Origin of the sequence: Caballeronia sp. LZ003 (assembly GCF_031451465.1) — a bacterium.
Lineage (GTDB): Bacteria > Pseudomonadota > Gammaproteobacteria > Burkholderiales > Burkholderiaceae > Caballeronia.
This window is the reverse complement of the sequence record NZ_JARUXJ010000001.1, coordinates 703,608-724,723: the sequence shown is the minus strand read 5'-3', so window position 1 is coordinate 724,723 and position 21,116 is coordinate 703,608. Positions and strand designations below refer to the sequence as shown.

The 21,116-nt window shown below is 63.6% G+C and carries 20 protein-coding genes and 3 pseudogenes; 21 read left to right on the top strand and 2 right to left on the bottom strand.

Annotated elements, in window-relative coordinates; genetic code table 11:
- Positions 1-47: 47 nt before the first annotated feature.
- A complete protein-coding gene (gene ppc / locus QCE79_RS03300; RefSeq protein ID WP_309841849.1) occupies positions 48-3,128 on the top strand; it encodes a phosphoenolpyruvate carboxylase in 3,081 nt (1,026 codons plus the stop codon).
- 104 nt (positions 3,129-3,232) lie between these two features.
- Here ppc and QCE79_RS03295 read toward each other — a convergent pair whose 3' ends face one another.
- Positions 3,233-3,997 carry a class I SAM-dependent methyltransferase gene (locus QCE79_RS03295; RefSeq protein ID WP_250463642.1) on the bottom strand — a complete coding sequence of 255 codons (765 nt, stop codon included), beginning with the start codon at positions 3,995-3,997 and terminating at the stop codon, positions 3,233-3,235.
- A gap of 134 nt (positions 3,998-4,131) precedes the next feature.
- On the opposite strand from QCE79_RS03295, the gene QCE79_RS03290 reads away from it, so the two are divergent.
- From QCE79_RS03290 to QCE79_RS39285, 18 genes and pseudogenes are all read left to right on the top strand, one after another.
- Positions 4,132-4,944: a helix-turn-helix transcriptional regulator gene (locus tag QCE79_RS03290; RefSeq protein ID WP_309841843.1), complete on the top strand. Its 813-nt coding sequence runs from the start codon at positions 4,132-4,134 to the stop codon at positions 4,942-4,944.
- A gap of 86 nt (positions 4,945-5,030) precedes the next feature.
- Positions 5,031-6,437, top strand: coding sequence for an argininosuccinate lyase (argH, locus tag QCE79_RS03285; protein WP_309841840.1), 1,407 nt, complete (start codon positions 5,031-5,033; stop codon positions 6,435-6,437).
- 185 nt (positions 6,438-6,622) lie between these two features.
- Entirely contained in the window at positions 6,623-7,045 is a 423-nt protein-coding gene (locus QCE79_RS03280) for a hypothetical protein (RefSeq protein WP_309841838.1), read from the top strand.
- Positions 7,046-7,605: 560 nt separating this feature from the next.
- Positions 7,606-8,100 (top strand): annotated as a pseudogene (locus QCE79_RS39290) (carbohydrate-binding protein); the annotation flags it as partial.
- Positions 8,101-8,126: 26 nt separating this feature from the next.
- Positions 8,127-8,414: a hypothetical protein gene (locus tag QCE79_RS03275; protein ID WP_309841835.1), complete on the top strand. Its 288-nt coding sequence runs from the start codon at positions 8,127-8,129 to the stop codon at positions 8,412-8,414.
- Positions 8,323-9,729: a glycoside hydrolase family 18 protein gene (locus QCE79_RS03270; protein WP_309841832.1), complete on the top strand. Its 1,407-nt coding sequence runs from the start codon at positions 8,323-8,325 to the stop codon at positions 9,727-9,729. The genes QCE79_RS03275 and QCE79_RS03270 overlap by 92 nt, the downstream gene beginning before the upstream one ends.
- 73 nt (positions 9,730-9,802) lie before the next feature.
- Positions 9,803-10,288, top strand: a complete 486-nt coding sequence (gene gspG / locus QCE79_RS03265) for a type II secretion system major pseudopilin GspG (RefSeq protein ID WP_250463627.1) — start codon at positions 9,803-9,805, stop codon at positions 10,286-10,288.
- A 17-nt stretch (positions 10,289-10,305) separates the two neighbouring features.
- Positions 10,306-11,490 carry a type II secretion system F family protein gene (locus QCE79_RS03260; RefSeq protein ID WP_309841829.1) on the top strand — a complete coding sequence of 395 codons (1,185 nt, stop codon included), beginning with the start codon at positions 10,306-10,308 and terminating at the stop codon, positions 11,488-11,490.
- A 3-nt stretch (positions 11,491-11,493) separates the two neighbouring features.
- Positions 11,494-13,158: a GspE/PulE family protein gene (locus tag QCE79_RS03255; protein WP_309841826.1), complete on the top strand. Its 1,665-nt coding sequence runs from the start codon at positions 11,494-11,496 to the stop codon at positions 13,156-13,158.
- A gap of 12 nt (positions 13,159-13,170) precedes the next feature.
- Positions 13,171-13,992, top strand: a complete 822-nt coding sequence (locus QCE79_RS03250; protein ID WP_309841823.1) for a hypothetical protein — start codon at positions 13,171-13,173, stop codon at positions 13,990-13,992.
- Complete coding sequence (locus QCE79_RS03245; RefSeq protein ID WP_244827308.1) at positions 13,989-14,570, top strand: hypothetical protein; 582 nt, start codon at positions 13,989-13,991, stop codon at positions 14,568-14,570. Before QCE79_RS03250 ends, QCE79_RS03245 begins: the two co-directional genes overlap by 4 nt.
- Positions 14,567-15,088 carry a hypothetical protein gene (locus tag QCE79_RS03240; RefSeq protein WP_309841820.1) on the top strand — a complete coding sequence of 174 codons (522 nt, stop codon included), beginning with the start codon at positions 14,567-14,569 and terminating at the stop codon, positions 15,086-15,088. Before QCE79_RS03245 ends, QCE79_RS03240 begins: the two co-directional genes overlap by 4 nt.
- Complete coding sequence (locus QCE79_RS03235; RefSeq protein ID WP_309841819.1) at positions 15,085-15,642, top strand: hypothetical protein; 558 nt, start codon at positions 15,085-15,087, stop codon at positions 15,640-15,642. Before QCE79_RS03240 ends, QCE79_RS03235 begins: the two co-directional genes overlap by 4 nt.
- On the top strand, positions 15,639-17,612 hold the full coding sequence (locus QCE79_RS03230; protein WP_309841817.1) for a secretin N-terminal domain-containing protein: 1,974 nt from the start codon (positions 15,639-15,641) through the stop codon (positions 17,610-17,612). The genes QCE79_RS03235 and QCE79_RS03230 overlap by 4 nt, the downstream gene beginning before the upstream one ends.
- A 22-nt stretch (positions 17,613-17,634) precedes the next feature.
- On the top strand, positions 17,635-18,102 hold the full coding sequence (locus QCE79_RS03225) for a type II secretion system protein (protein WP_244827304.1): 468 nt from the start codon (positions 17,635-17,637) through the stop codon (positions 18,100-18,102).
- 5 nt (positions 18,103-18,107) lie between these two features.
- Positions 18,108-18,485: a type II secretion system protein gene (locus QCE79_RS03220; RefSeq protein ID WP_244827303.1), complete on the top strand. Its 378-nt coding sequence runs from the start codon at positions 18,108-18,110 to the stop codon at positions 18,483-18,485.
- Positions 18,460-18,996, top strand: coding sequence for a type II secretion system protein (locus QCE79_RS03215; RefSeq protein WP_309841814.1), 537 nt, complete (start codon positions 18,460-18,462; stop codon positions 18,994-18,996). Before QCE79_RS03220 ends, QCE79_RS03215 begins: the two co-directional genes overlap by 26 nt.
- Positions 18,997-19,014: 18 nt before the next feature.
- Positions 19,015-19,209: pseudogene (locus tag QCE79_RS39285) on the top strand (carbohydrate-binding protein); the annotation flags it as partial.
- 40 nt (positions 19,210-19,249) lie between these two features.
- Here QCE79_RS39285 and QCE79_RS03210 read toward each other — a convergent pair.
- A complete protein-coding gene (locus tag QCE79_RS03210; RefSeq protein ID WP_309841812.1) occupies positions 19,250-19,468 on the bottom strand; it encodes a hypothetical protein in 219 nt (72 codons plus the stop codon).
- Between the two features lie 23 nt (positions 19,469-19,491).
- On the opposite strand from QCE79_RS03210, the pseudogene QCE79_RS39280 reads away from it, so the two are divergent.
- Positions 19,492-19,593 (top strand): annotated as a pseudogene (locus tag QCE79_RS39280) (carbohydrate-binding protein); the annotation flags it as partial.
- A gap of 57 nt (positions 19,594-19,650) precedes the next feature.
- Entirely contained in the window at positions 19,651-21,111 is a 1,461-nt protein-coding gene (locus QCE79_RS03205; protein ID WP_309841811.1) for a chitinase, read from the top strand.
- Positions 21,112-21,116: the final 5 nt, after the last annotated feature.

Genomic DNA, 21,116 nt, shown 5'->3' with positions numbered 1-21,116 from the left:
ATTTCGTCGCGTTACCCTGACTGCGCAGCTTCTGAGGAGAACCCGACGTGACGACTTCCGGATCGGCCCGCCCCGCGCGCCGCAACGCTCTATCGCCTGACTCTTCCGCGGACGCATCGAGCGCGGCCCATGCAACCGGCGCCTCGTCGTCAACGATGCCAACGTCAGCGACGCCAATCATTCGCACGACGAAAGCGGCCACTGCCGTGAAGGCATCGAAGGCGAGTGTGGCTCCAAAGGCCGCGCCGGTTCCCAAGAAGGCGAGCGTCAAGACGGCCATCAATGGCGCCGAACGGCCGAAGCCAACCAGCCGCACGCGCGACGACAAGGACCGTCCGCTCTTCGAAGACATCCGCTATCTTGGCCGCCTGCTCGGCGACGTGTTGCGCGAACAGGAAGGCGACGCCGTCTTCGACCTCGTCGAAGCCATTCGTCAGACCGCCGTCAAATTTCGCCGCGAGGACGACAACGAAGCGTCGCAAGCGCTAGGAAAGCGTTTGCGTGCTTTATCGCCGGAACAGACGGTCAGCGTGGTGCGCGCCTTCAGCTATTTCTCGCATCTGGCGAATATCGCGGAAGACCGGCATCACAATCGGCGGCGGCGGATTCACGCGCTCGCCGGTTCGACTTCGCGGCCGGGCACCATCGCCTACGCCATCGAGCGCATGCGCGAGCAGTCCAACGTCAGCAAGACGCGCAAGGTGCTGGAAAAGTTCTTCGATGCCGCGCTCATCGTGCCCGTGCTCACCGCGCATCCGACGGAAGTGTCGCGAAAGAGCATTCTCGATGCGCAACACGACATCGCGCGCCTGCTTGCCGAACGCGATCAAGAACTGACAGCGCGCGAACGCGCGCACAACGAAGCCGTCCTGCGGGCGCGCGTGACCTCGCTCTGGCAAACGCGCATGTTGCGCGAGTCGCGCCTTTCGGTCGCCGATGAAATCGAGAACGCGCTTTCGTACTATCGCGCGACTTTCCTGGAGGAAATTCCCGCGCTTTACGCCGATATCGAGGAAGCGCTCGCGGAACACGGCCTGCCCGCGCGGCTGCCGCCGTTCTTCCAGATGGGAAGCTGGATTGGCGGCGACCGCGACGGCAATCCGAACGTCACCGCCGCCACGCTGGAAAACGCCATCACGCGGCAAGCAACGGTCATCTTCGAACACTATCTGGAACAGGTGCACAAGCTCGGCGCGGAGTTGTCCGTGTCGAATCTGCTCGCCGGATCGAGCGAAGCCTTGCAGGCGCTCGCGGAAGCCTCGCCGGACCAGTCGCCGCATCGCACGGACGAACCATATAGGCGCGCGCTGATCGGCATCTATACGCGGATCGCGGCGAGCGCGCGCGTGCGGCTGGGTGAAGGCGTGGTCGCGGTGCGCAGCGCGGGACGCGGCGCGGCGCCAATTCGCGCGACGCCTTATGGCGATAGCTCGGAGTTCACGCGCGATCTTCATGTGCTGATCGATTCGCTCGCGCAACATCATGGCGGCTCGCTTGCGCTGCTGCGGCTCGCGCCGCTCACGCGCGCTTCGGAAGTGTTCGGCTTTCACCTGGCGAGCATCGACTTGCGGCAGAGCTCGGATATCCACGAAGCGGTGATCGCGGAGTTGCTTTCGCGCGCGGGCGTCGAAGCCGACTATGCGGCGCTTTTCGAGGAAGACAAGCGCGCCGTGTTGCTCAGGGAACTTGCGCAGCCGCGTCCGCTGCGTCTTCCTTATGCCGATTACTCCGATCTCGCGAAGAGCGAACTCGGCGTGCTCGAAGGTGCACGCGTGACGCGCGAGAAGTTCGGCAAGCGCGCGGTGCGCAACTACATCATCTCGCACACGGAGACCGTGAGCGACTTGCTCGAAGTCATGTTGCTGCAGAAGGAAACCGGCGTGCTGCACGGTTGCCTCGGCAGCAAGGACAATCCCGCGCGCGATGGCGTGATGGTGATTCCGCTCTTCGAGACCATCGCCGACTTGCGCAATGCGCCGGTCATCATGGGCGAGTTCTTCAAGCTGCCGGGCATCGACGCGCTCATCGAAAATCAGGGCAACGAGCAGGAGGTCATGCTCGGCTATTCGGACAGCAACAAGGACGGCGGCTTCTTGACGTCCAACTGGGAGCTGTATCGCGCGGAACTGGCGCTCGTCGCGCTGTTCAAGCAACGCGGCACGACCTTGCGTCTGTTCCACGGCCGGGGAGGCACGGTGGGACGCGGCGGCGGCCCGACCTATCAGGCGATTCTGTCGCAGCCGCCCGGCACGGTCGACGGGCAAATCCGTCTCACCGAGCAAGGCGAAGTCATTTCGAGCAAGTTCGGCAATCCGGAAATCGGGCGGCGCAATCTGGAAACGGTGGTGGCGGCAACGCTCGAGGCATCGCTTCTGCCGCACGAGAACGCGCCCGCGCAATTGCCGCTATTCGAAGCGACGATGCAAACGCTCTCCGATTCCGCGATGGCCGCGTACCGCGCGCTCGTGTACGAAACTCCCGGCTTCACCGATTACTTCTTCGCCTCGACGCCGATCGCCGAGATTGCCGAACTGAACATCGGCAGTCGGCCGGCATCGCGCAAGCTGCAGGACCCGAAGCAACGCAAGATCGAAGATTTGCGCGCCATTCCGTGGGGCTTTTCGTGGGGCCAATGCCGCCTGCTGCTGACGGGCTGGTTCGGCTTCGGCAGCGCGGTGACGGCTTATCTAGATTCGGCCGACTCGGACGCGGAACGCGCGAAGCGCCTCGGCACCTTGCGCAAGATGCACAAGACGTGGCCGTTCTTCACGAATCTGCTTTCGAACATGGATATGGTGCTCGCGAAGACCGATCTCGCGGTGGCGTCGCGTTATGCGCAGCTCGTCGCGGACAAGAAGCTCAGGAAGCGCGTGTTCGATCGCATCGTCGCGGAGCACGAGCGGACCGGCAACGCGCTCGCGGAAATCACCGGCAAGGGCGAGCGCCTCGCTGACAATCCGCTGCTCGCGCGCTCGATCAAGAACCGTTTTCCGTACCTCGATCCGCTCAATCACTTGCAGGTGGAACTGCTCAAGCGGCATCGCGCGGGCGATCAGAACGTGCGGCTGCGGCGCGGGATACATTTGACGATCAACGGGATTGCGGCGGGCCTGCGTAATACGGGTTGATCGATGCGCCCGGCAACGGGCATTGCATCTTTCACGTGCCACGAATCACGCCATATGTTCGTGGCACGTTTGTTTAAGTAGCCCTTGCGGCATTCGAGCGGCGCTCAGTCGCGCCGCTTGCCTTCGATCATCAACGCATCCAGCTCGAACGAGAAGTCGTCGCCGGCCTTGAAGTATTCGCGCACTTCGTCGGGCGCGGCGGCCCACATCGATTTGATCGCCGTCACGCGTTCGGGCGGCGTTCTCATGCGTGTCACCCACGAATCGAATTCCAGGCCGATACGCCAGCGCTCGGTCACGTTCGCGTCGAAGCCGGCGGTATCGAGCATGGCGATCCACTCGTCGGCGCGATAGTCGCGGATATGCGATGCATCGCGCAACAGTTCGATTGCCTGAATGTGCGTGTCGTACAGCGGATCGTCGGCGCCCGCGATATCGATGAATTTCAGCCGGCCGCCCGGCTTGAGCACGCGCCGCACTTCGGCCAGCGCGCGCGGCACGTCGCGCCAGTGATGCGCGCTCATGCGGCTCACCACCCAGTCGAACGAGGCGTCGGCGAATGGCAGCGACTCGGCGGCGCCCTGTTGCGTGCGGATCGTGGCAAGGCCGCGTTCCTTCGCGGCGGCATCGACCGTGGCCAGCATTTGCGGGGCGATGTCGTACGCCACGACCTCGCGCACGTGCGGCGCCACCGCGAAACTCGCGTGACCCGCGCCGCATCCCATGTCCAGCACGGTCGCGTTGCCGCACGTCGCGGCAAAAGTCGCGGCGAGATTTTGCAGATCGGCGCCGCTCGCGTGAACCTGGCTCGTGAGATAGGCGGCGGCGGTGCTGCCGAATGCATCGGCTACCTGGTCGTGGTGTTTCATCGGTATGGCTCCAGAATGTTCTTGGGGACGCCGGGCGGTTCCTGAGCCGCCCGGCCTGCCGCTACAATAGAGCCCGCCTTGTACCAGTACAAGTGGACTGTTTATTCTGGTATCGACATTACCCGCCACGCCTCATGAAAACGATCCCGAAGACCGAATCCAGAGAAGCTGTCGATATCCCCGCACGCGCGCTCGGCGAATTCATCCGGGCGCATCGTGAACGGCTTTCGCCGCAGTCCGTCGGTTTGCCGCCGGGGCCGCGCCGCCGCACGCCGGGGCTGCGCCGCGAGGAAGTCGCCGCGTTGTGCGGCGTCAGCCCGACCTGGTACACGTGGATCGAGCAGGGCCGGCCGGTTTCCGCCTCGGCGGATGCGCTCGCGCGTATCGCCGTCGCATTGCAGTTGTCGCGGGCCGAACGCGCGTATCTCTTCGAACTGGCCGAGGAACGCGATCCCGCCGAGCCCGATCCCACCGCGCAGGACGTGCCCGCCGCGCTCTTGCAGAGCGTCGGGCTGATCGGCGCGCCGGCCTACGTGCTCGACCGCCAGTGGAATGCGCTGCGCTGGAACGCGCACGCGTCGGAACTGTTCGTCGGCTGGCTCGATGGCGAACACGACCGCAACCTGCTCGCCTACACGTTCACCTCGCCGGTGGCGCGCGCGTTGATCGTCGATTGGGACACGCGCGCGCGCCGTCTTGCCGCCGAGTTTCGCGCCGATTCCATCCGTCACCTCAACGACGCGCCCACGCGCACGCTGATCGACGCGCTCGGCGCCGCCAGCGATGCCTTCGCGCGCTACTGGGCGTCGCAGGACGTGTTCGAGCGCGAAGGCGGCGAACGCGCGTTCGATCATCCGTCGCGCGGACGACTCGTGTTCAACCAGATCACCTTCAAGCCCGCGCATCGCGAAGATCTGAAGCTCGTGATCCTCGTCGGCAACGACTGAGGCAGCAGGCGCCGAATGTTAAAATCTTCGACTTCCGGCTTGCCGCTTTAGCCGCCTCATTCGCCTCAACCGCCAATCACATCACCATGACGTCCCAACTGCACAAAAAAGGCGAAGCCTGGTCGGCTCGCTTCTCCGAGCCCATGTCGGATCTCGTCAAACGCTATACGTCGTCGGTGTTCTTCGACAAGCGGCTCGCTCTCGTCGACATTCAAGGCTCGCTCGCGCACGCGTCGATGCTTGCGGCGCAGAAGATCATCGGCGCGGACGACCTTGCCGCCATCGAGCGCGGCATGGCGCAGATCAAGGGCGAAATCGAGCGCGGCGAGTTCGAGTGGAAGCTGGACCTGGAAGACGTGCACCTGAACATCGAGGCGCGGCTGACCGCGTTGATCGGCGACGCCGGCAAGCGCCTGCACACCGGCCGCTCGCGCAACGATCAGGTCGCAACCGACATTCGCCTGTGGCTGCGCGGCGAGATCGACCGTATCGGTGAACTGTTGAAGGACCTGCGAAGCGCGCTCATCGACATGGCCGAGAAGCACGCCGACACCATCATGCCGGGCTTCACGCATTTGCAGGTGGCGCAGCCCGTGACCTTCGGGCATCACCTGCTCGCTTATGTCGAAATGTTCTCGCGCGACGCCGAGCGCATGCGCAACTGCCGCACGCGCGTGAACCGCCTGCCGTTGGGTGCGGCGGCGCTCGCGGGCACGAGTTATCCGATCGACCGTCACGCGGTGGCGAAGACGCTCGGCTTCGATGGCATCTGCGCGAATTCGCTCGATGCCGTCTCCGACCGCGACTTCGCCATCGAATTCACGGCGGCCGCCGCGCTCGTCATGACGCACGTCTCGCGCTTTTCCGAAGAACTCGTGTTGTGGATGAGTCCGCGCGTCGGTTTCATCGATCTCGCGGATCGTTTCTGCACCGGCTCGTCGATCATGCCGCAAAAGAAAAACCCCGACGTGCCCGAACTCGCGCGCGGCAAGACAGGCCGCGTGAACGGTCATTTGATGGCGCTGCTCACGCTGATGAAAGGCCAGCCCCTCGCTTATAACAAGGACAATCAGGAAGACAAGGAGCCGCTTTTCGATACCGTCGATACGGTCGCCGACACATTGCGCATTTTCGCGGAAATGGCGGCGGGCATTACCGTCAAGCCGCAGGCCATGCGCGCGGCCGCGCTGCAAGGTTTCTCGACGGCCACCGATCTCGCGGACTATCTCGTGAAGCGTGGCCTGCCCTTTCGCGACGCACACGAAGCCGTGGCGCATGCGGTGCGCATCTGCGTGGATCGCGAATGCGATATCGCCGATTTGTCGCTCGATGAAATGAAGCAGGAACTGGCGAACGTCGCGCATCTGATTGGCGACGATGTCTTCGAATATCTCACGCTCGAAGGTTCGGTCGCGAGCCGCGATCATGCGGGCGGCACCGCGCCGGATCAGGTGCGTGCGGCCGCCAAGGCGGCGCGTGCGGCGCTTGGCTGATCGAGCCGGACCATGCTTCGAATCGGACCCATTCGTGGGTCCATTTTTTTTGGAACGCCGGTTTTTATCACGCCGTGCGAAACACTGCATGGTTCAAATGCACGCATGAAATGGGAGCGAACCTATCCGCCTTGGCGTAGCCCGCAAGCATGATGAGAGACACTTTTTTGCCTTCGGGAATCATCATGCACAAGCGCAATTTTCGCAGTACCGCATTGGCTGCGCTCGTTGCGGCGGAAGCGCTTTCCGGCACGTCCGCCTCATATGCCGAGCGCAAAAGCTCACAACTAGAAGTCACGTTGACCATCCACAATGCCTGCTCGATTATCAGCGGTTCGGAAACGGCAGATCCGATTGAGATGCTTTCCGGTGCGAATGCCCGAACGTCCATCAAGGTGGATTGCACGGGAAAACAAACGCCCTACGGCGTTTCCGTCATGAGCGAACTGCATGCAAGCACCGCCGTCTCCAGGCAAGCAACAGCACAGGCCGCGACTGCCGCTTACGGCGATGCTCGAAAGACGATCGGCGTTGCCGCGGAACCGCAATCGTCGGCGATAAACTCCGAGACCACGCCGCTGGTCAAGTTCGTGACCGTCGAGTTTTGATATTCGCGGGGCGCCAATCGTGCGCACGATACGACTTGCAAGACAACGCTCGATTCATTGGAAAGCGATGCAATGCAGGTCGAGTGTTTTGCCCTACACGCTTTAGATGCCCAACAATCCCGATTTAAATTCACAAATATAAAACGACGGGTCTCGGATGTTCTTCCGGCTTCACCGCATCTGCTTCATCGTCTTCCCGACTGAAGGCATCTGCTAAACGGTGGCAGCTTTCTTTGTAACGCAAGCATCGCCATGATTCGAGATTGCATTCGCAGTTTCGCCTGGATCGTTCGTATTTGCTTCGCTTCTCTCAACGAGTTCCTTGAACGAATCGACGTCATTCTCACAAGAAAAAAACGTCAAGGAAAACATGCTCCGTCTACCCTTAAAAATTTTTCCGTAGGAAACCTAATATCCGATTTTCGGCTTGCCTCGCCTTGGTCGCTGGATTATCAATGATCGCACGAGCCCTATAAGAGAGGGTTTGACGACAGTTCAGTCAGCGCAAATGAGTCGCGGATCGAAACGAACCAAACAAACCGAGTAAGGAGGCCGTTCTCATGAATCGCCTTGGCATGAAGTCGAAGACTACTGCGCTGACGCTGGCTGCGCTCGTCGCTTATTCAATCAATGCGTTGGGCGCCGAATGGCAGGAAGGTGCGACCTACGCGGCGGGCGCGACCGTCACCTACAACGGGCGCACATACCAGGCTCTTCAGGCGCATACGGCTTATCCAGGCGCTGGGTGGACTCCGGCCAGCACGCCGACCTTGTGGCGCGATGTGAGCGCGGCTACGCCTACGCCAGCACCATCGCCCACGCCTGCGCCTGCGCCGACACCCGCTCCGACTCCTGCGCCAACTCCCGTACCAACCCCGACGCCGACTCCAACGCCAACACCCTCTCCCACTCCCACTCCGACACCTTCGGCTTGCTTCGCTGCGTGGTCGGCATCGCAGGTTTATGCACAGACAGGTACGCGCGTCACGGCCAATGGACGCAATTACAGAAACAAGTGGTGGACCCAAGGCGACAACCCGACGCAGTCCGGACAATACGGCGTATGGGAAGACATAGGCGCATGCTCGGGAAGTCCGACGCCGACACCGGCGCCAACGCCAGTTCCAACGCCAACACCAACGCCGGTTCCGACTCCAACGCCGGTTCCGACTCCAACGCCAACACCAACACCGGTTCCGACTCCAACGCCGACACCGACACCAACGCCGGTTCCAACACCAGCACCAACACCGGTCCCGACTCCTACGCCGGCACCCGTGCCGACACCGGTCCCGACGCCTACGCCGGCACCTACGCCTACACCCACGCCAGCACCAACGCCCGCCCCCGCTCCCGCCGGCGCGCGTGAAGTCGGCGCGTACTTCGCGCAATGGGGAATCTACGACCGCAACTACAAGGTCAAGGATGTCGACACATCGGGCTCGGCGAAGCTGCTCACGTTTATCAACTACGCATTCGGCAACGTTTATCAAAAGAACGGCGGCTACGAGTGCGGCATCATCAACAAGGCAGAACCGGGTGCGACCAACGAGAACGCCCCGGACGCAGGCACCGGCGGCGACGCCTGGGCCGACTACCAAAAAGGCTTCTCGGCGAACGAATCGGTCAACGGCAAGAGCGATGCATGGGACTGGCCCTATGGCGATCCACGTCAGGGCAAGTCCGGTCCGCTCAAGGGTAACTTCAATCAGCTCAAGCTATTGAAGGACAAGTACCCCAACGTGCGCATGATCATTTCGCTCGGCGGATGGACCTGGTCGAAGTGGTTCAGCAAGGCCAGCGCTACCGATGCGCTGCGCAAGCAGCTCGTCTCGTCGTGCATCGATGTCTATATAAAGGGCAACGTGCCCTTCGATGCTGCCTCCAACGCGGGCGGAGATGGCGTCGCAGCGAACGTGTTCGACGGCATCGACATCGACTGGGAATTTCCCGGCGGCGGCGGTCAGCCCTATAACACGTACGACGTCAAGGACAAGGAGAACTACACGCTTCTCCTGACGGAATTCCGCAAGCAACTCGACGCCATGGGCGCGCAAAACGGCAAACGCTATCTGCTCACGGTCGCCATCGGCGCGGGTGGCGACAAGATCGCCAGCACGAACCCGGGCGACTACAGCAAGCCGCTCGACTGGATCAACGTGATGACGTACGACTATCACGGCGGATGGGAAAGCACCGGCCCGACGGACTTCCAGTCGCATTTGTATCCGGACCCGGCCAGCCCGAACATGGCGGGCGCTCCCGGCAACACCTACTACACCGATGCCGCCATCCAGGCCTTGCTGAAAGCGGGAGTGCCGTCGTCGAAGATCGTTCTCGGCATTCCGTTGTATGGGCGCGGCTGGACCGGCGTCACGCCGGGACCGAAGGGAGACGGGCTCTATCAGAAAGCCACCAAGACAGCGCCTGGGAAGTACGAGGCCGGCATCCAGGACTACCGGCTCCTGAAGAGCGCCGCAGGCACGGTGTACGAGCATCCGGTGACGAAGCAGTCGTACAAGTTCGACGGCACGACTTTCTGGTCCTACGACTCGCCCACGACGATCCGCGTCAAGAACGCCTACGTGAAGCAGTTCAGTCTGCGCGGTGTCTTCGGCTGGGAGCTGGACGGCGACGCCGCCAACGCGGAACTGCTGAACGTCATGAGCGAAGTCAACAAGTGATCGGCCGCGCGACTGCGCCCGGTGCATGACGCCGGGCGCAGACGATGCGCAGTGCAATGAATCGGGGGCAGCCATGCAGGATCGATTGACGAATGCCGCGTTCTCGACGGCCGCTGTGTCGAAAACGAAACTCTCCCGGCACAATCTCGGCTGGCGCGGGCGCGGCTTTACCTTGCTCGAGTTGCTGGTGGTGCTGCTCATCATCGCGCTCCTGGCGGGCTATGTCGGCCCGAAGCTCTTCGGTGAAGTCGGCAAGGCGCGCTCCAAGACAGCGGCGACGCAGATCAAGGGTATCGAAGACGCGCTCGATCGATACCGTCTGGACACCGGCCACTTTCCCGGCACCGACGCCGGACTTCAGGCGTTGATGAGCAACGTCGGCAACACCTCGGGCTGGGAAGGTCCGTACATGAGCAGCGCCATTCCGAACGATCCTTGGGGCAAGCCGTACGTCTACCGCTCGCCCGGCGAGAACGGCAAGGACTACGACCTCATGACCTACGGCGCCGACGGCAAGCCCGGCGGTTCGGGCGAGGACGCGGACATCATCGGCAAATGATGGATTCGGCGGCAGTCATGCGATATCGCGTGCGGGTCGAGTCCGACGGCGGCCAGCAGGAACTGGAGCTCGATGCAGCGGACGAAACGCAGCTTCGGCAGAACATGGCCGACATGGGTTTGTCGCTGATCGAAGCGACACCCGTGGAAAAGAAGTCGCGCGGTCTCTCGTTGCGCAAGCCCGTATTCGAGCGCGCGCTCTTTACGCAGGAACTGATCGCGCTTCTGGAAGCGGGCCTGAGTCTCGTCGAAACGGTCGAGACGTTGCGCGACAAAAGCAAGGAAGGCCTCAACCGGACGGTGCTGCAAGGCATCGTCACCGCGCTTTACGAAGGCGAGCCGTTGTCGCGGGCGCTCGAGCGTCAAACCGAACATTTCCCGCCGCTGTATGTCGCGACCGTGGCTTCGGCGGAACAGACGGGGCATCTTTCCGAGGCGCTCAAGCGCTATCACCACTACGACGCGCGGCTCGCGGCGGTGCGCAAGAAAGTGGTGTCGGCCATGGTGTATCCGTCCATCGTGATCGCCACGGGCGCGTTCATCATCCTGTTCCTCGCGTTCTACGTGATTCCGAAGTTCAGCCAGGTGTTCGCGTCGATGAAAGACATCCCCTTCTCCGCCCGCATGATGCTCACCTGGGGCAACCTCGTCGCCGAGCACGGCGGCGTGCTGCTCGCGGGCATCGTGGCCGCGCTCGCCGGCGCGATCATGGCGCTGCGCAACGAGAAGGTGCGCGGCAGATTGTTCGGCGCGGTGCTGCGCCTGCCCAAGCTCGCTGATTACCAACGGCTCTTCGCCCTGACACGGTTTTACCGGACGCTCGGCCTGTTGCTCGCGGGCGGCATGTCGATGGTCGCGGCGCTCGAACTCTCCGCGCAACTGCTGCCTTCGCTGATGCAGTCCGCGCTTGCGCGCGCGCTCGACGAAGTGCGCGCGGGCAAGTCGCTGTCCGGCGCGTTGCCGGCCGCGAATCTCACGACGCCGGTGGCCGAGCGGCTGATCCGCGTCGGCGAGCAGAGCGGCGAGCTGGCCGGCATGGTGACGCGCTCGGCGGAATTCTGCGACGAGGAACTCGACCGCGCGATCGACACGCTGATGCGCGTGGTCGAGCCGGTGCTGATGCTGGTGGTGGGCGGCATCGTCGGGACGATCATCTTTCTGCTCTATATGCCGATTTTTCAGTTGGCCGGAAGCGTGGGGTAAGACATGGAACAGACCACCGATACGCCCGCGAAGGCGAACCCCGTGCGCGACCCGCGCCCGAAGCAGCAGCGGTTCTGGGACGAAGCGGAACACGACGGCGCCGACTATCTGATGAAGGTCACGCAGACCATCGGCCTGCGCGGCTTCGACGCCACCGCGCTCGAAACGCTCGAACCGCGCTTCGACCTCCTGCCGTTCGGCGAAGCCATGTCGCGCCGCTGCCTGCTTGCCGCCGACAGAGACGCGCGCCTATGGTTCGTGCTTGCCGATCCTTTCGATCCGCCGCTGCGTGCCTGGGCGATGCAGCGCGTTAAGAAGCCATTCGCGTTCGCCTTTTGCGTGCCGGGCGAGCTCATGGCGTACCTCGCGCTGCACGAGTCCGCGCATCAGGCGCTCACGCAGGTCAATGTCGACAGCAAGACCGGCAACGCCGCCGCGGCGGGCGTGGAGATCACGCTCGCCACGCTTTCGGCGGACGTGCATCCCGTCATCCGGCTCGTGAATTCGTCGCTGTACGACGCGCTCAGGGCGCGCGCCTCGGACATTCATATCGAGAGCACCGCGACGGGTCTCGTCATCAAATACCGCATCGACGGCGTGCTGCAGGAAACGGCGTCCGCGCCCGGCACCGATGTCGCGGAGCAAGTGCTCTCGCGGCTCAAGGTCATGGCGGAGCTCGATATCGGCGAGCGGCGCATTCCGCAAGACGGCCGCTTCAAGGCGTTCATCAATCAGCGCGAGATCGATTTTCGTGTGTCGATCATGCCGTCGATTCACGGCGAGGACGCGGTGCTGCGCGTGCTCGACAAGCAGCGCGGCGATGCAAACAGCACGACGCTGCGTCTGGACGGACTCGGACACGACCCGGACACGGTAGCGTCGATTCGCTCGATCGCGCGCGAGCCCTACGGCCTGTTGCTCGTGACGGGCCCGACTGGTTCGGGCAAGTCGACCACGCTCTACGCCACGCTCACCGAAATCAACACGGGCGACGAGAAGATCATCACGATCGAGGACCCCGTCGAATACGAACTCGCGGGCGTGCTGCAGATTCCGATCAACGACAAGAAAGGGCTCACCTTCGCGCGCGGCCTGCGTTCGATCTTGCGGCACGATCCCGACAAGATTCTCGTGGGCGAGATCCGCGACGGCGAAACCGCTGGCATCGCCGTGCAGGCCGCGCTCACGGGACATCTGGTCCTGACCTCGGTGCACGCGAACAACGTGTTCTCCGTGCTGGATCGCTTCCTTCACATGGGCGTCGACATGCACAGCTTCGTCGATGCGCTGCTCGGCGCCGTCGCGCAACGGCTCATGCGCAAGAACTGTCCGCATTGCGTGCGCGACGACGAGGTGCCCGACGACGCCACGCTGCTTGCCTCCGCGCTCACGCGCGAGCAGGTTGCGCATTGGCGCTTTCGCCGTGGCGCGGGCTGCGAGGCATGCCGCCGGACGGGCTATCTCGGGCGTCAGCCGATTGCGGAAGTGCTGCGCATGAACGACGCGATCAAGCAGTGCTTCGTGGAACGGCGGCCGTTGATCGAACTGAAGCAACTCGCGAATCGAAGCGGTTTCGTGCCGATTCGCCAGATCGCCCTGCGCGCGGTCGCGGATGGCCGCACGACGCTCGCGGAAGTCAATCGCGTCACGATCGTCGAACCGGCCTAGCGGAGACGGAACATGTCACGTTGGTCGGATCTGGTCGGAGCGATGAGCGCCGTCGCGAAGCGCCCTTCGAGGCGCACGGGACCGGCCCGCGCGGGCGCTTTCATGCCGCGCGTGACGCTATGGGTCGATGGCGAACGCGTGCGAGAGTCCGGCGTCGCGAGCAACGTCAATACCGAAGCCCTTACGACGCCGGGCGACACGGCGGCCGCGCTCAAGGCCATCGAGGCGCTCGCGCCGAAGCCCGCGCGACCTGGGCTGCACGGCCTGCGCGTGGTCGTCGGCGCGCCGTTCGTGCGCTATTACGCGCTGCCGTGGCGGCCGCATCCCAAGCCGGAGCAATGGGTGTCGATGGCGCGCATGCAGGCCGTGCAGGCGGGCGCGGGCGCCGAGCCGTGGCGCTACGCCGTCACCGATGGCGCGTGGCAACAAGGCCGCCTCGCCGCCGCGATGCCCGAGGCGCTGTGCGCGGGCATCGAGCGCTTATGCAAGACGCGACGACTGCAATTGCTCGGTATCGAGCCGGGCTTTACCTTCGCCATGCAAAAGCATGCGCGGCACATTCGCGACGGCAACATCGCCGTCGTGGAACTGGAGCAGGCGGCAAGCGGCGCGGCCATCGCGCATATCGGCTTGCGGCGCGGCGGCGGCTGGAGCGGCTTCATCGCGCTGCCGGTGGCGGGCCCGCTCGACGACGTGCTGCGCGACGCCTTCGTGCTCGCCGCCACCGAGCCGCCCGAGCGCTGTTACGCCATCGGGCCGGGCGCAGCCGATCGCTGGGTCGCGGATGCAACGCTCGTCGAATGGCTTGCCGCGCCATGGGAGGCTTCGCCATGAAAGCGCCCGCCATCGACCTGCATCGGGCCAATCGTCCGGGCGTGGCGACCGGGCTGATTGCGCTCGCCCTCGGCGTCGTCGTGCTGTTCGTGACGATGCAGTATCGCGACAAGCTCAAGGAGCAAGGCGCCGCGCTCGATGAACGCGAAGCGTCGGTCGCGCAGGAGGAGAAACGCTTCGAGCGCATTGGCCGGGCGCATCGCGGCACGCGCAATCCCCGCGCGGACGCCTTGATGGCGCAGCAGCGCTATGCGGCGGAACCGGCGCGCAGTCTGATCGAAGGCGGTTGGCAACCGAATATCGCGATGCTCTCGCTCGATATCGTGACCGCATCGCGCACCATCAACATGCAGTTCGAGACGCGCTCGGCGCAGGAAGCGATCTCCTATGCGGACTGGCTGCAGGCGCAGCCCGCCGCCGAAAGCGTCTCGATCAAGCGGCAGAGCGAGAAGCCGGGGCCGCCCGTCAAAACCGTGGAAACCGCGCTTCAGGTGACGTGGCGCCCGTTCGCGACGCAGGCGGCAACGGGCGCGTCGGCGCCGGATGTGGCCGCGTCTTCCGCCGGAGGTTCCAGATGAGCCGCTGGCTTTGGGAACTGCGCCGCGCGCAGTGGCGGCTCGGCACCTTCGGGCTCTTTGCGCTACTGCTGCTGAGCAGCGCGGCGATCATCGCGCTGGTCGAGATCTTGCCGCTTCGCAACGACATCGCCGCACGCGAGCTCGATCTCGATGCGCGCACCGCGAAGCTGAAACAACCGCCGCCGCCCACGCCGGATGAAGCCGTGGCGCCGACGAGTCCGGAGCAGCGTTACTTCGTTTTCCTGCACAGCCTGCACGCGATCGCCGCGAAGAACGGTATCTCGATGCCGCAAATCACGTATCAGATGGCCGCGCAGGACAAGGATTCGCCCTCCCGCCGCTTTGTCGTCGAGACGTCGTTTTCGAGTCAGTATCTGCAATTTCGTACTTTCTTCTCCGAGTTGCGGACCTTGCCGGGCATTCGCTGCGAGCGGCTCACGCTGTCGCGGCCGAATATCGGCGTGACCGATCTCGAAATTCGCCTGCAATGTTCGTTCGTCGTGGAGGCGGCCAAGTGAAGCCGCTCGATATGCGAACCCTGAGAATCTCGTGGCCGATAAGCGGGCTGCTCGTCGTGACGCTCGGCTTGATCTTGTTCGTGTGGTTTCGCGGGGCACCCGACGACGAGGCGGATCGTCCTCCGGCGGTGGCCACGAAGGAGCGAGTTTCACGAGCGAGCGCGCCTGCACCGGCAAGTGCGCCGCAAGCCAACGCCGCGCCGGATACCCGCGTTGCCGCCGTGAACATCTTCCCCATGCAGAACTGGCAGCCGCCACCGCCGCCGCCTCCGCCGCCCGAATCCATCAAGCCGCCGCCACCGCCGCCCTTGCCGCCCTTGCCTTTCGTCGTCCGTTCGCTGTGGCTGGACCAGCAAGGCATCTTCTACGTCGTTCTGAGCGGCACCGGACGCGAGTTCCCGCTTTGCATCAACTGCAAGAAAACGGGTTTCCTGCGTAAGGGCGATGTGCTTCTCAACGCCTACAAGATCGAGGACATCAACCGTAAAGAAGTGAGGTTCATGTACTTGCCGTTGAAGCGCCGACAAACGCTGTCGCTCGGAGAACTGAAATGAGCCGGCTCAAAGACATTACGGTCTGGGTCCTGATTCCGCTATTGACGGCGTGCGCGGGCGAGATGCATCGCAAGGATCTGCAGAACCGTCTGGGGACCATGCCGCCCGACGCGCAGCTCGAATTGCTCGCGCAGCAGAGCGCGCAGTATCCCGACGACCTGGAAATCTACAACTGGTATGTGAGCCTGCGTCGCAAGGTTTCGTTGGAGTACTTGCAGCGCGCAAGTGTTGCGTACCGCGCGGGCGATTCGGCCCAGGCGATCGCGTGGGCGAAGAAGGCTCAGGCCGCCGCGCCCGGCGACGACGGGCCGCGCGAGATGATTGCGTGGATCGAGAAGCAGGCGCCCATCGACACCGCCGTGCAATACGCCGAAACGATCTATCAGGATCAACCGGACCAGGCGATGGCGATTCTCAACGACGTGCTCTCGAAACAGCCCGACAACGCGCGCGCCATCCGTCTGCGCGACCTGCTGCTCGCGCCCAAGGGACAAGACCTCGAACCGAAGCTCAACAAGGACCTCAATCAGCCGATCACGGTGCAGTTCCGGGATCAGCCGCTTATCAGTATCTTCGAGCTGATGTCGAACATTACCGGACTGAACTTCACCTTCGACCGCGAAGTGCAGGCCGCCGCGCCGACGACCATCTTCGCGAGCAACACGCCCGTCAAGCAAGTGATGACGATGGTCCTGCAGGCGAACCAGCTCGCGAGCAAGGTGGTGAGCGGCAACTCGATCCTGATCTACCCGAAGCGGCCCGACAAGGAAACGGAATACAAGGACCTCGTCGTGCGCACGTTCTATCTGCAGAACTCGCAGGCGGCGCAGGTGCTCGCGGCGGTCAAGCAGATGGTCAAGACGCGCGATGCCGTGCTCGACGAACGCACCAACGCGATCATCATGCGCGACGCGCCGGACACCATCAAGGTCGCGGAGCGGATCATCCGCGCGCTCGACGTGACGCCCGCGGAAGTCGTCATCGACGCGCAGATTCTCGAAGTATCGTCATCCGATCTGCTGCAGATGGGCATTTCCTATCCGAATCGTATCGAGTTCGCGCTCATGCCGGACGGGACCAATTCCGATTCCTCGACCCGCGCGCCGGGCACGCTGACCTTGCAGCAACTGCGCAACCTGAACAGCAGCGACGTGCTCGTGAGGATCGGGCCGGTCGGTATCGACATGCTGCAGAACCAGGGCAAAACCAAGACGCTTGCGAACCCGAGCATCCGCGTGAGAAACCGCGAGAAGGCGAAGGTGCTGATCGGCGACCGTCTGCCCGTGGTCACGACGACGCTCTCCAGCAACTTCAGCTCCGAGAGCATCAACTATCAGGACGTGGGCCTCACGCTGGAAGTTGCGCCCGTGATCGTCAACTCGGACGAAGTGCAGGTGAAGTTGCGCATGGAAGTGTCGAACGTTACCGACACGATCACGACGACGACGGGACTGGTCGCCTATCAGATCGGCACTCGCACGGCCGAAACGGTGATGAGCGTGCGCAACAACGAAACGCAGCTGCTCGCGGGTCTCCTGCAGCGCAACGAGCGCGCGTCCGGCTCCGGTTTGCCAGGCCTGAGCCGCATTCCATTGCTGGACCGGATCTTCGGCACACGCGCGAACGACCAGCATCAGACGGAGCTCGTGCTGATGCTGACGCCGCGCATCGTGCGCAATCAGGCCATGCCGGCGGGCAATGTCGTGTCCTTCGATTCGGGCACGGAGACGCGCATTTCGACGGAGCGCGACCCGGTCGGACCGAACGCAAGCGTGCGCGTTCCGCCAAGCGGCGCGGGCAGCGCGCCTGCCCTGCCTCCGCCCGTGCCGACGCCTTCCGCGCCGCCGCCCGTGATGGCGCTGCCCGCACCCACGCCGCCGCCACAGCCACCCGCCGCGACCTCGCCGCCCGCACCCACGCCGCCGCCACAGCCACCCGCCGCGACCTCGCCGCCGCCGACCCAACCCTAGACACGTGCAACCAGCCGCGACCATGGACAAGGGCTTCACGATCATCGAGTTGCTCATCACGCTCGCGATCATCGCGGTGCTGGCGATGGTCGCGGCGCCGCTCGTGCAGGTGACCGCGCAACGCAACCGCGAAGACGAATTGCGGCGCGCCCTATGGAGTATTCGCGATGCCATCGATGCTTACAAAGCCGCCGGCGATGCCGGCAAGTTCGATCGTCCGCTCGGCGAAACGGGCTATCCCGCCAAGCTCGACGTACTGGTGGACGGCGAAGTCGACAAGACCAATCCGACTCACGCGCGCATCTTCTTCCTGCGGCGTGTTCCGCGCGATCCGATGTGCGATTGCCCGAGCCGTTCGGATGAACAGACCTGGGGCAAGCGCGCTTATTCGAGTTCCGCCGATTCACCGAGCGAAGGCAACGACGTCTACGACGTCTACTCGCTTTCGGAAGGAACCGGCCTCAACGGCGTCCCTTACCGCAAGTGGTGAGCGTCATGAACAAACGCATGCTGCGCGCTTTCACGCTAATCGAATTGCTGGTCGTTCTGGCGATCATCGCGACCTTGCTCACGCTCGTCGTGCCGCGCTACTTCGGGCAGGCGGAGAAAGCCAAGGAAACCGTGCTGCAGGAGAATCTCGCCGCCATGCGTGATTCCATCGACCGCTTTCGCGGCGATCAGGGGCGCTATCCGCAATCGCTCAACGAACTGGTCGAGCGCCGCTATCTGCGTGAGGTGCCGATGGACCCGGTCGCGCAAAGCCGCACGACCTGGACGACCGAGCCGCCCAACGACGGCACGCCCGGCGTCTATAACGTGCGCAGCGGCGCAAAAGGCAAGGCCAGGGATGGCACCGACTACGGCAGCTGGTAGCGCGCGCGGACGGCATTCGGATCGAGCGCGTCGAGCGTTTGCATCGCGCAAGCGGCAGCATGGTTTCGGCATGTTGTGGGCGCTGATGTGCGTGGCGCTCATCGGCATCTACCTGATGCAGATCGGCACCGTATGGAGCACGCAGATTCAGCGCAACCGCGAATTCGAACTGCTGAAAAAGGGCGATGCGATCCGCAACGCGATTCGTGAGTACGTCAAGGCCGACCCTGGCGGCGCTTTTCCGAAAAGCTTCGATGACCTGTTGCGCGACTCGCGCGCGTCCTTCGTGCGCCGATACCTGCGCGATGCATACACCGACCCGATGACCAACGGCGAATGGCAAACGGTGCGCGGCCCCAACGGCGAGCTGTACGGCGTGTACAGCTCATCGAAGCAAACGCCGCTGAAAACGGATGGCTTCTCCGACGAGGACGCGAGCTTCGCGTTGAAGACGAGCTACGAAGACTGGAAGTTCACGAGCTACCCGGAAATGAGCATGAATCGAAGGTAGTTTTCATATCGGGCCGGCATGTGCAGCTGCTGGCCGTCGCGTTCCAAAAGAGGTGCTGAGATGTTGACCGTTCGTAGAAAGTTGGCGATGCTTCCAGCCGCGTTGCTATTGCATGCCGGCATCGTGTCCGCGCAGGAAGCATGGCGCGAAGGCGCGACCTATGCGGCTGGCGCCACGGTGACTTATAGCGGTCGCGTTTATCAGGCGCAGCAGGCGCATACGGCATATCCGGGCGCGGGATGGTTTCCTGCGACTACGCCGACGCTTTGGAAGGATGTGGGGGCGGCGGGGGCTCCTGCTTCTGCTCCTGCTTCTGCTCCTGCTTCTGCTCCTGCTCCTGCGCCAGTTCCGGCTCCTGTGCCTGCGCCAGCTCCAAAGCCATCACCAACACCCGCCCCAACGCCAACGCCAACGCCAACGTCAACGCCAACGCCAACGCCAACGCCAACGCCAACGCCAACGCCAACTTCATCGTGCTTTGCAGCGTGGTCTGCTACCCAAGCTTATGCAACACCGGGTACACGCATAACTTATAACGGCCGCAACTATCGAAATAAGTGGTGGACCCAGGGAGACAACCCGGCGCAATCGGGCGCCTATGGTGCGTGGGAAGATCTCGGTGCGTGTTCTGGCGGCTCACCTTCGCCTACGCCTATGCCCGCGCCAACGCCAACGCCAACGCCTACGCCCGCGCCCACACCAACTCCGACGCCAACGCCGGCGCCCGCGCCTGTACCAGCGCCGACGCCAACACCCGTACCGACACCAACGCCGGCTCCCGCGCCCGTACCAACGCCAACGCCAACGCCAACACCAGCGCCGACGCCAACACCGGCGCCGACTCCAATCGCATCCTACAAGCCGAAGATCACCTACATCCCCGAACCCACCGGCTATCCGACCGTCGCCCAGTTCAACGCGACCGAGAAGACACTCGTCGATCAGGGCCAGGTCGGCTTGATCCGCGACGCGCTGCGCGTGCTGCCCGATACCGACGTCGATGCCGTCACGCCCGGACGCGCGGCGAATCCATCGAATGTGAAGCGAGTCGAGTCGATCGTAAGCGAAGCGAAGTTCGACCAGCTCTTCCCGGTGCGCAACATCAAATACTCCTACGTCAGCTTCTTGCGCGGGATCGCCAAGTTTCCGGCGTACTGCGGCGATTACACGGACGGACGCGACGCCGCCGCCATCTGCCGCAAGTTGCTCGCCACGTCCTTCGCGCACTTCGTTCAGGAGACGGGCGCCAACTGGCCGTCGCTCACGCCGGCGCAAGTTCGCTCGGGCTATGCGGACCACAACAACGCCGTGCTCGCAAAAATGCCGCAAGACACGGCCATCCCGTTCTGGCAGCAGGCTTTATGGTTCCTTCGCGAGTCGGGCTACGAGGAAGGCTCGGCCGTTGGAGCGTATCAACAATGCGCGCCGGGCTCGCATGCGACCAACTGGATCTTCTTTCCGTGCGCGAAGAACGCGGCAGGCAAGTACCTCGACTACTTCGGGCGCGGCGCCAAGCAATTGTCCTGGAACTACAACTTCGGCCCGTTCTCGCAGGCGCTATACGGCGACCCCAACGTGCTGCTCGACGACCCCGGCCGCGTCGCGGATACATGGCTGAACTTCGCCTCGGCGGTATGGTTCGCCGTGACCCCGCAGACGCCCAAGCCGCCGATGACCTGGGCGATCGACGGCACCTGGAAGCCTAATAGCGTCGACGTCGGCAACAACATGAAGCCTGGCTTCGGCGCGACGATCTACATCATCAACGGCGGCATAGAGTGCGGTCAGGGCGGCGCGGAACGCTCGCAAGTCACCAATCGCATCAACGCGTACAAGGAGTTCGCGCGCGAACTCGGCGTCACCATTCCCGCCGACGAACCGCTAGGCTGCGCGAACATGCGCGGCTTCACGGAAGGCTCGGCCGCGGCAATCAAGGCGTATCTGGACAAAGACTATGCGTGGGCCAACGGCAAGCCCGTCACCGGATGCAAGCTCGTCGATTATCAGATGCCGTTCTCGCTTCTCACGCCCGGCGACTACAAAGCCTGCACCGACTACTTCTTCCGCGGCAAGGTTCAATACAACGGGCAGATCGTGATAGACAACACGCAATAGCAACG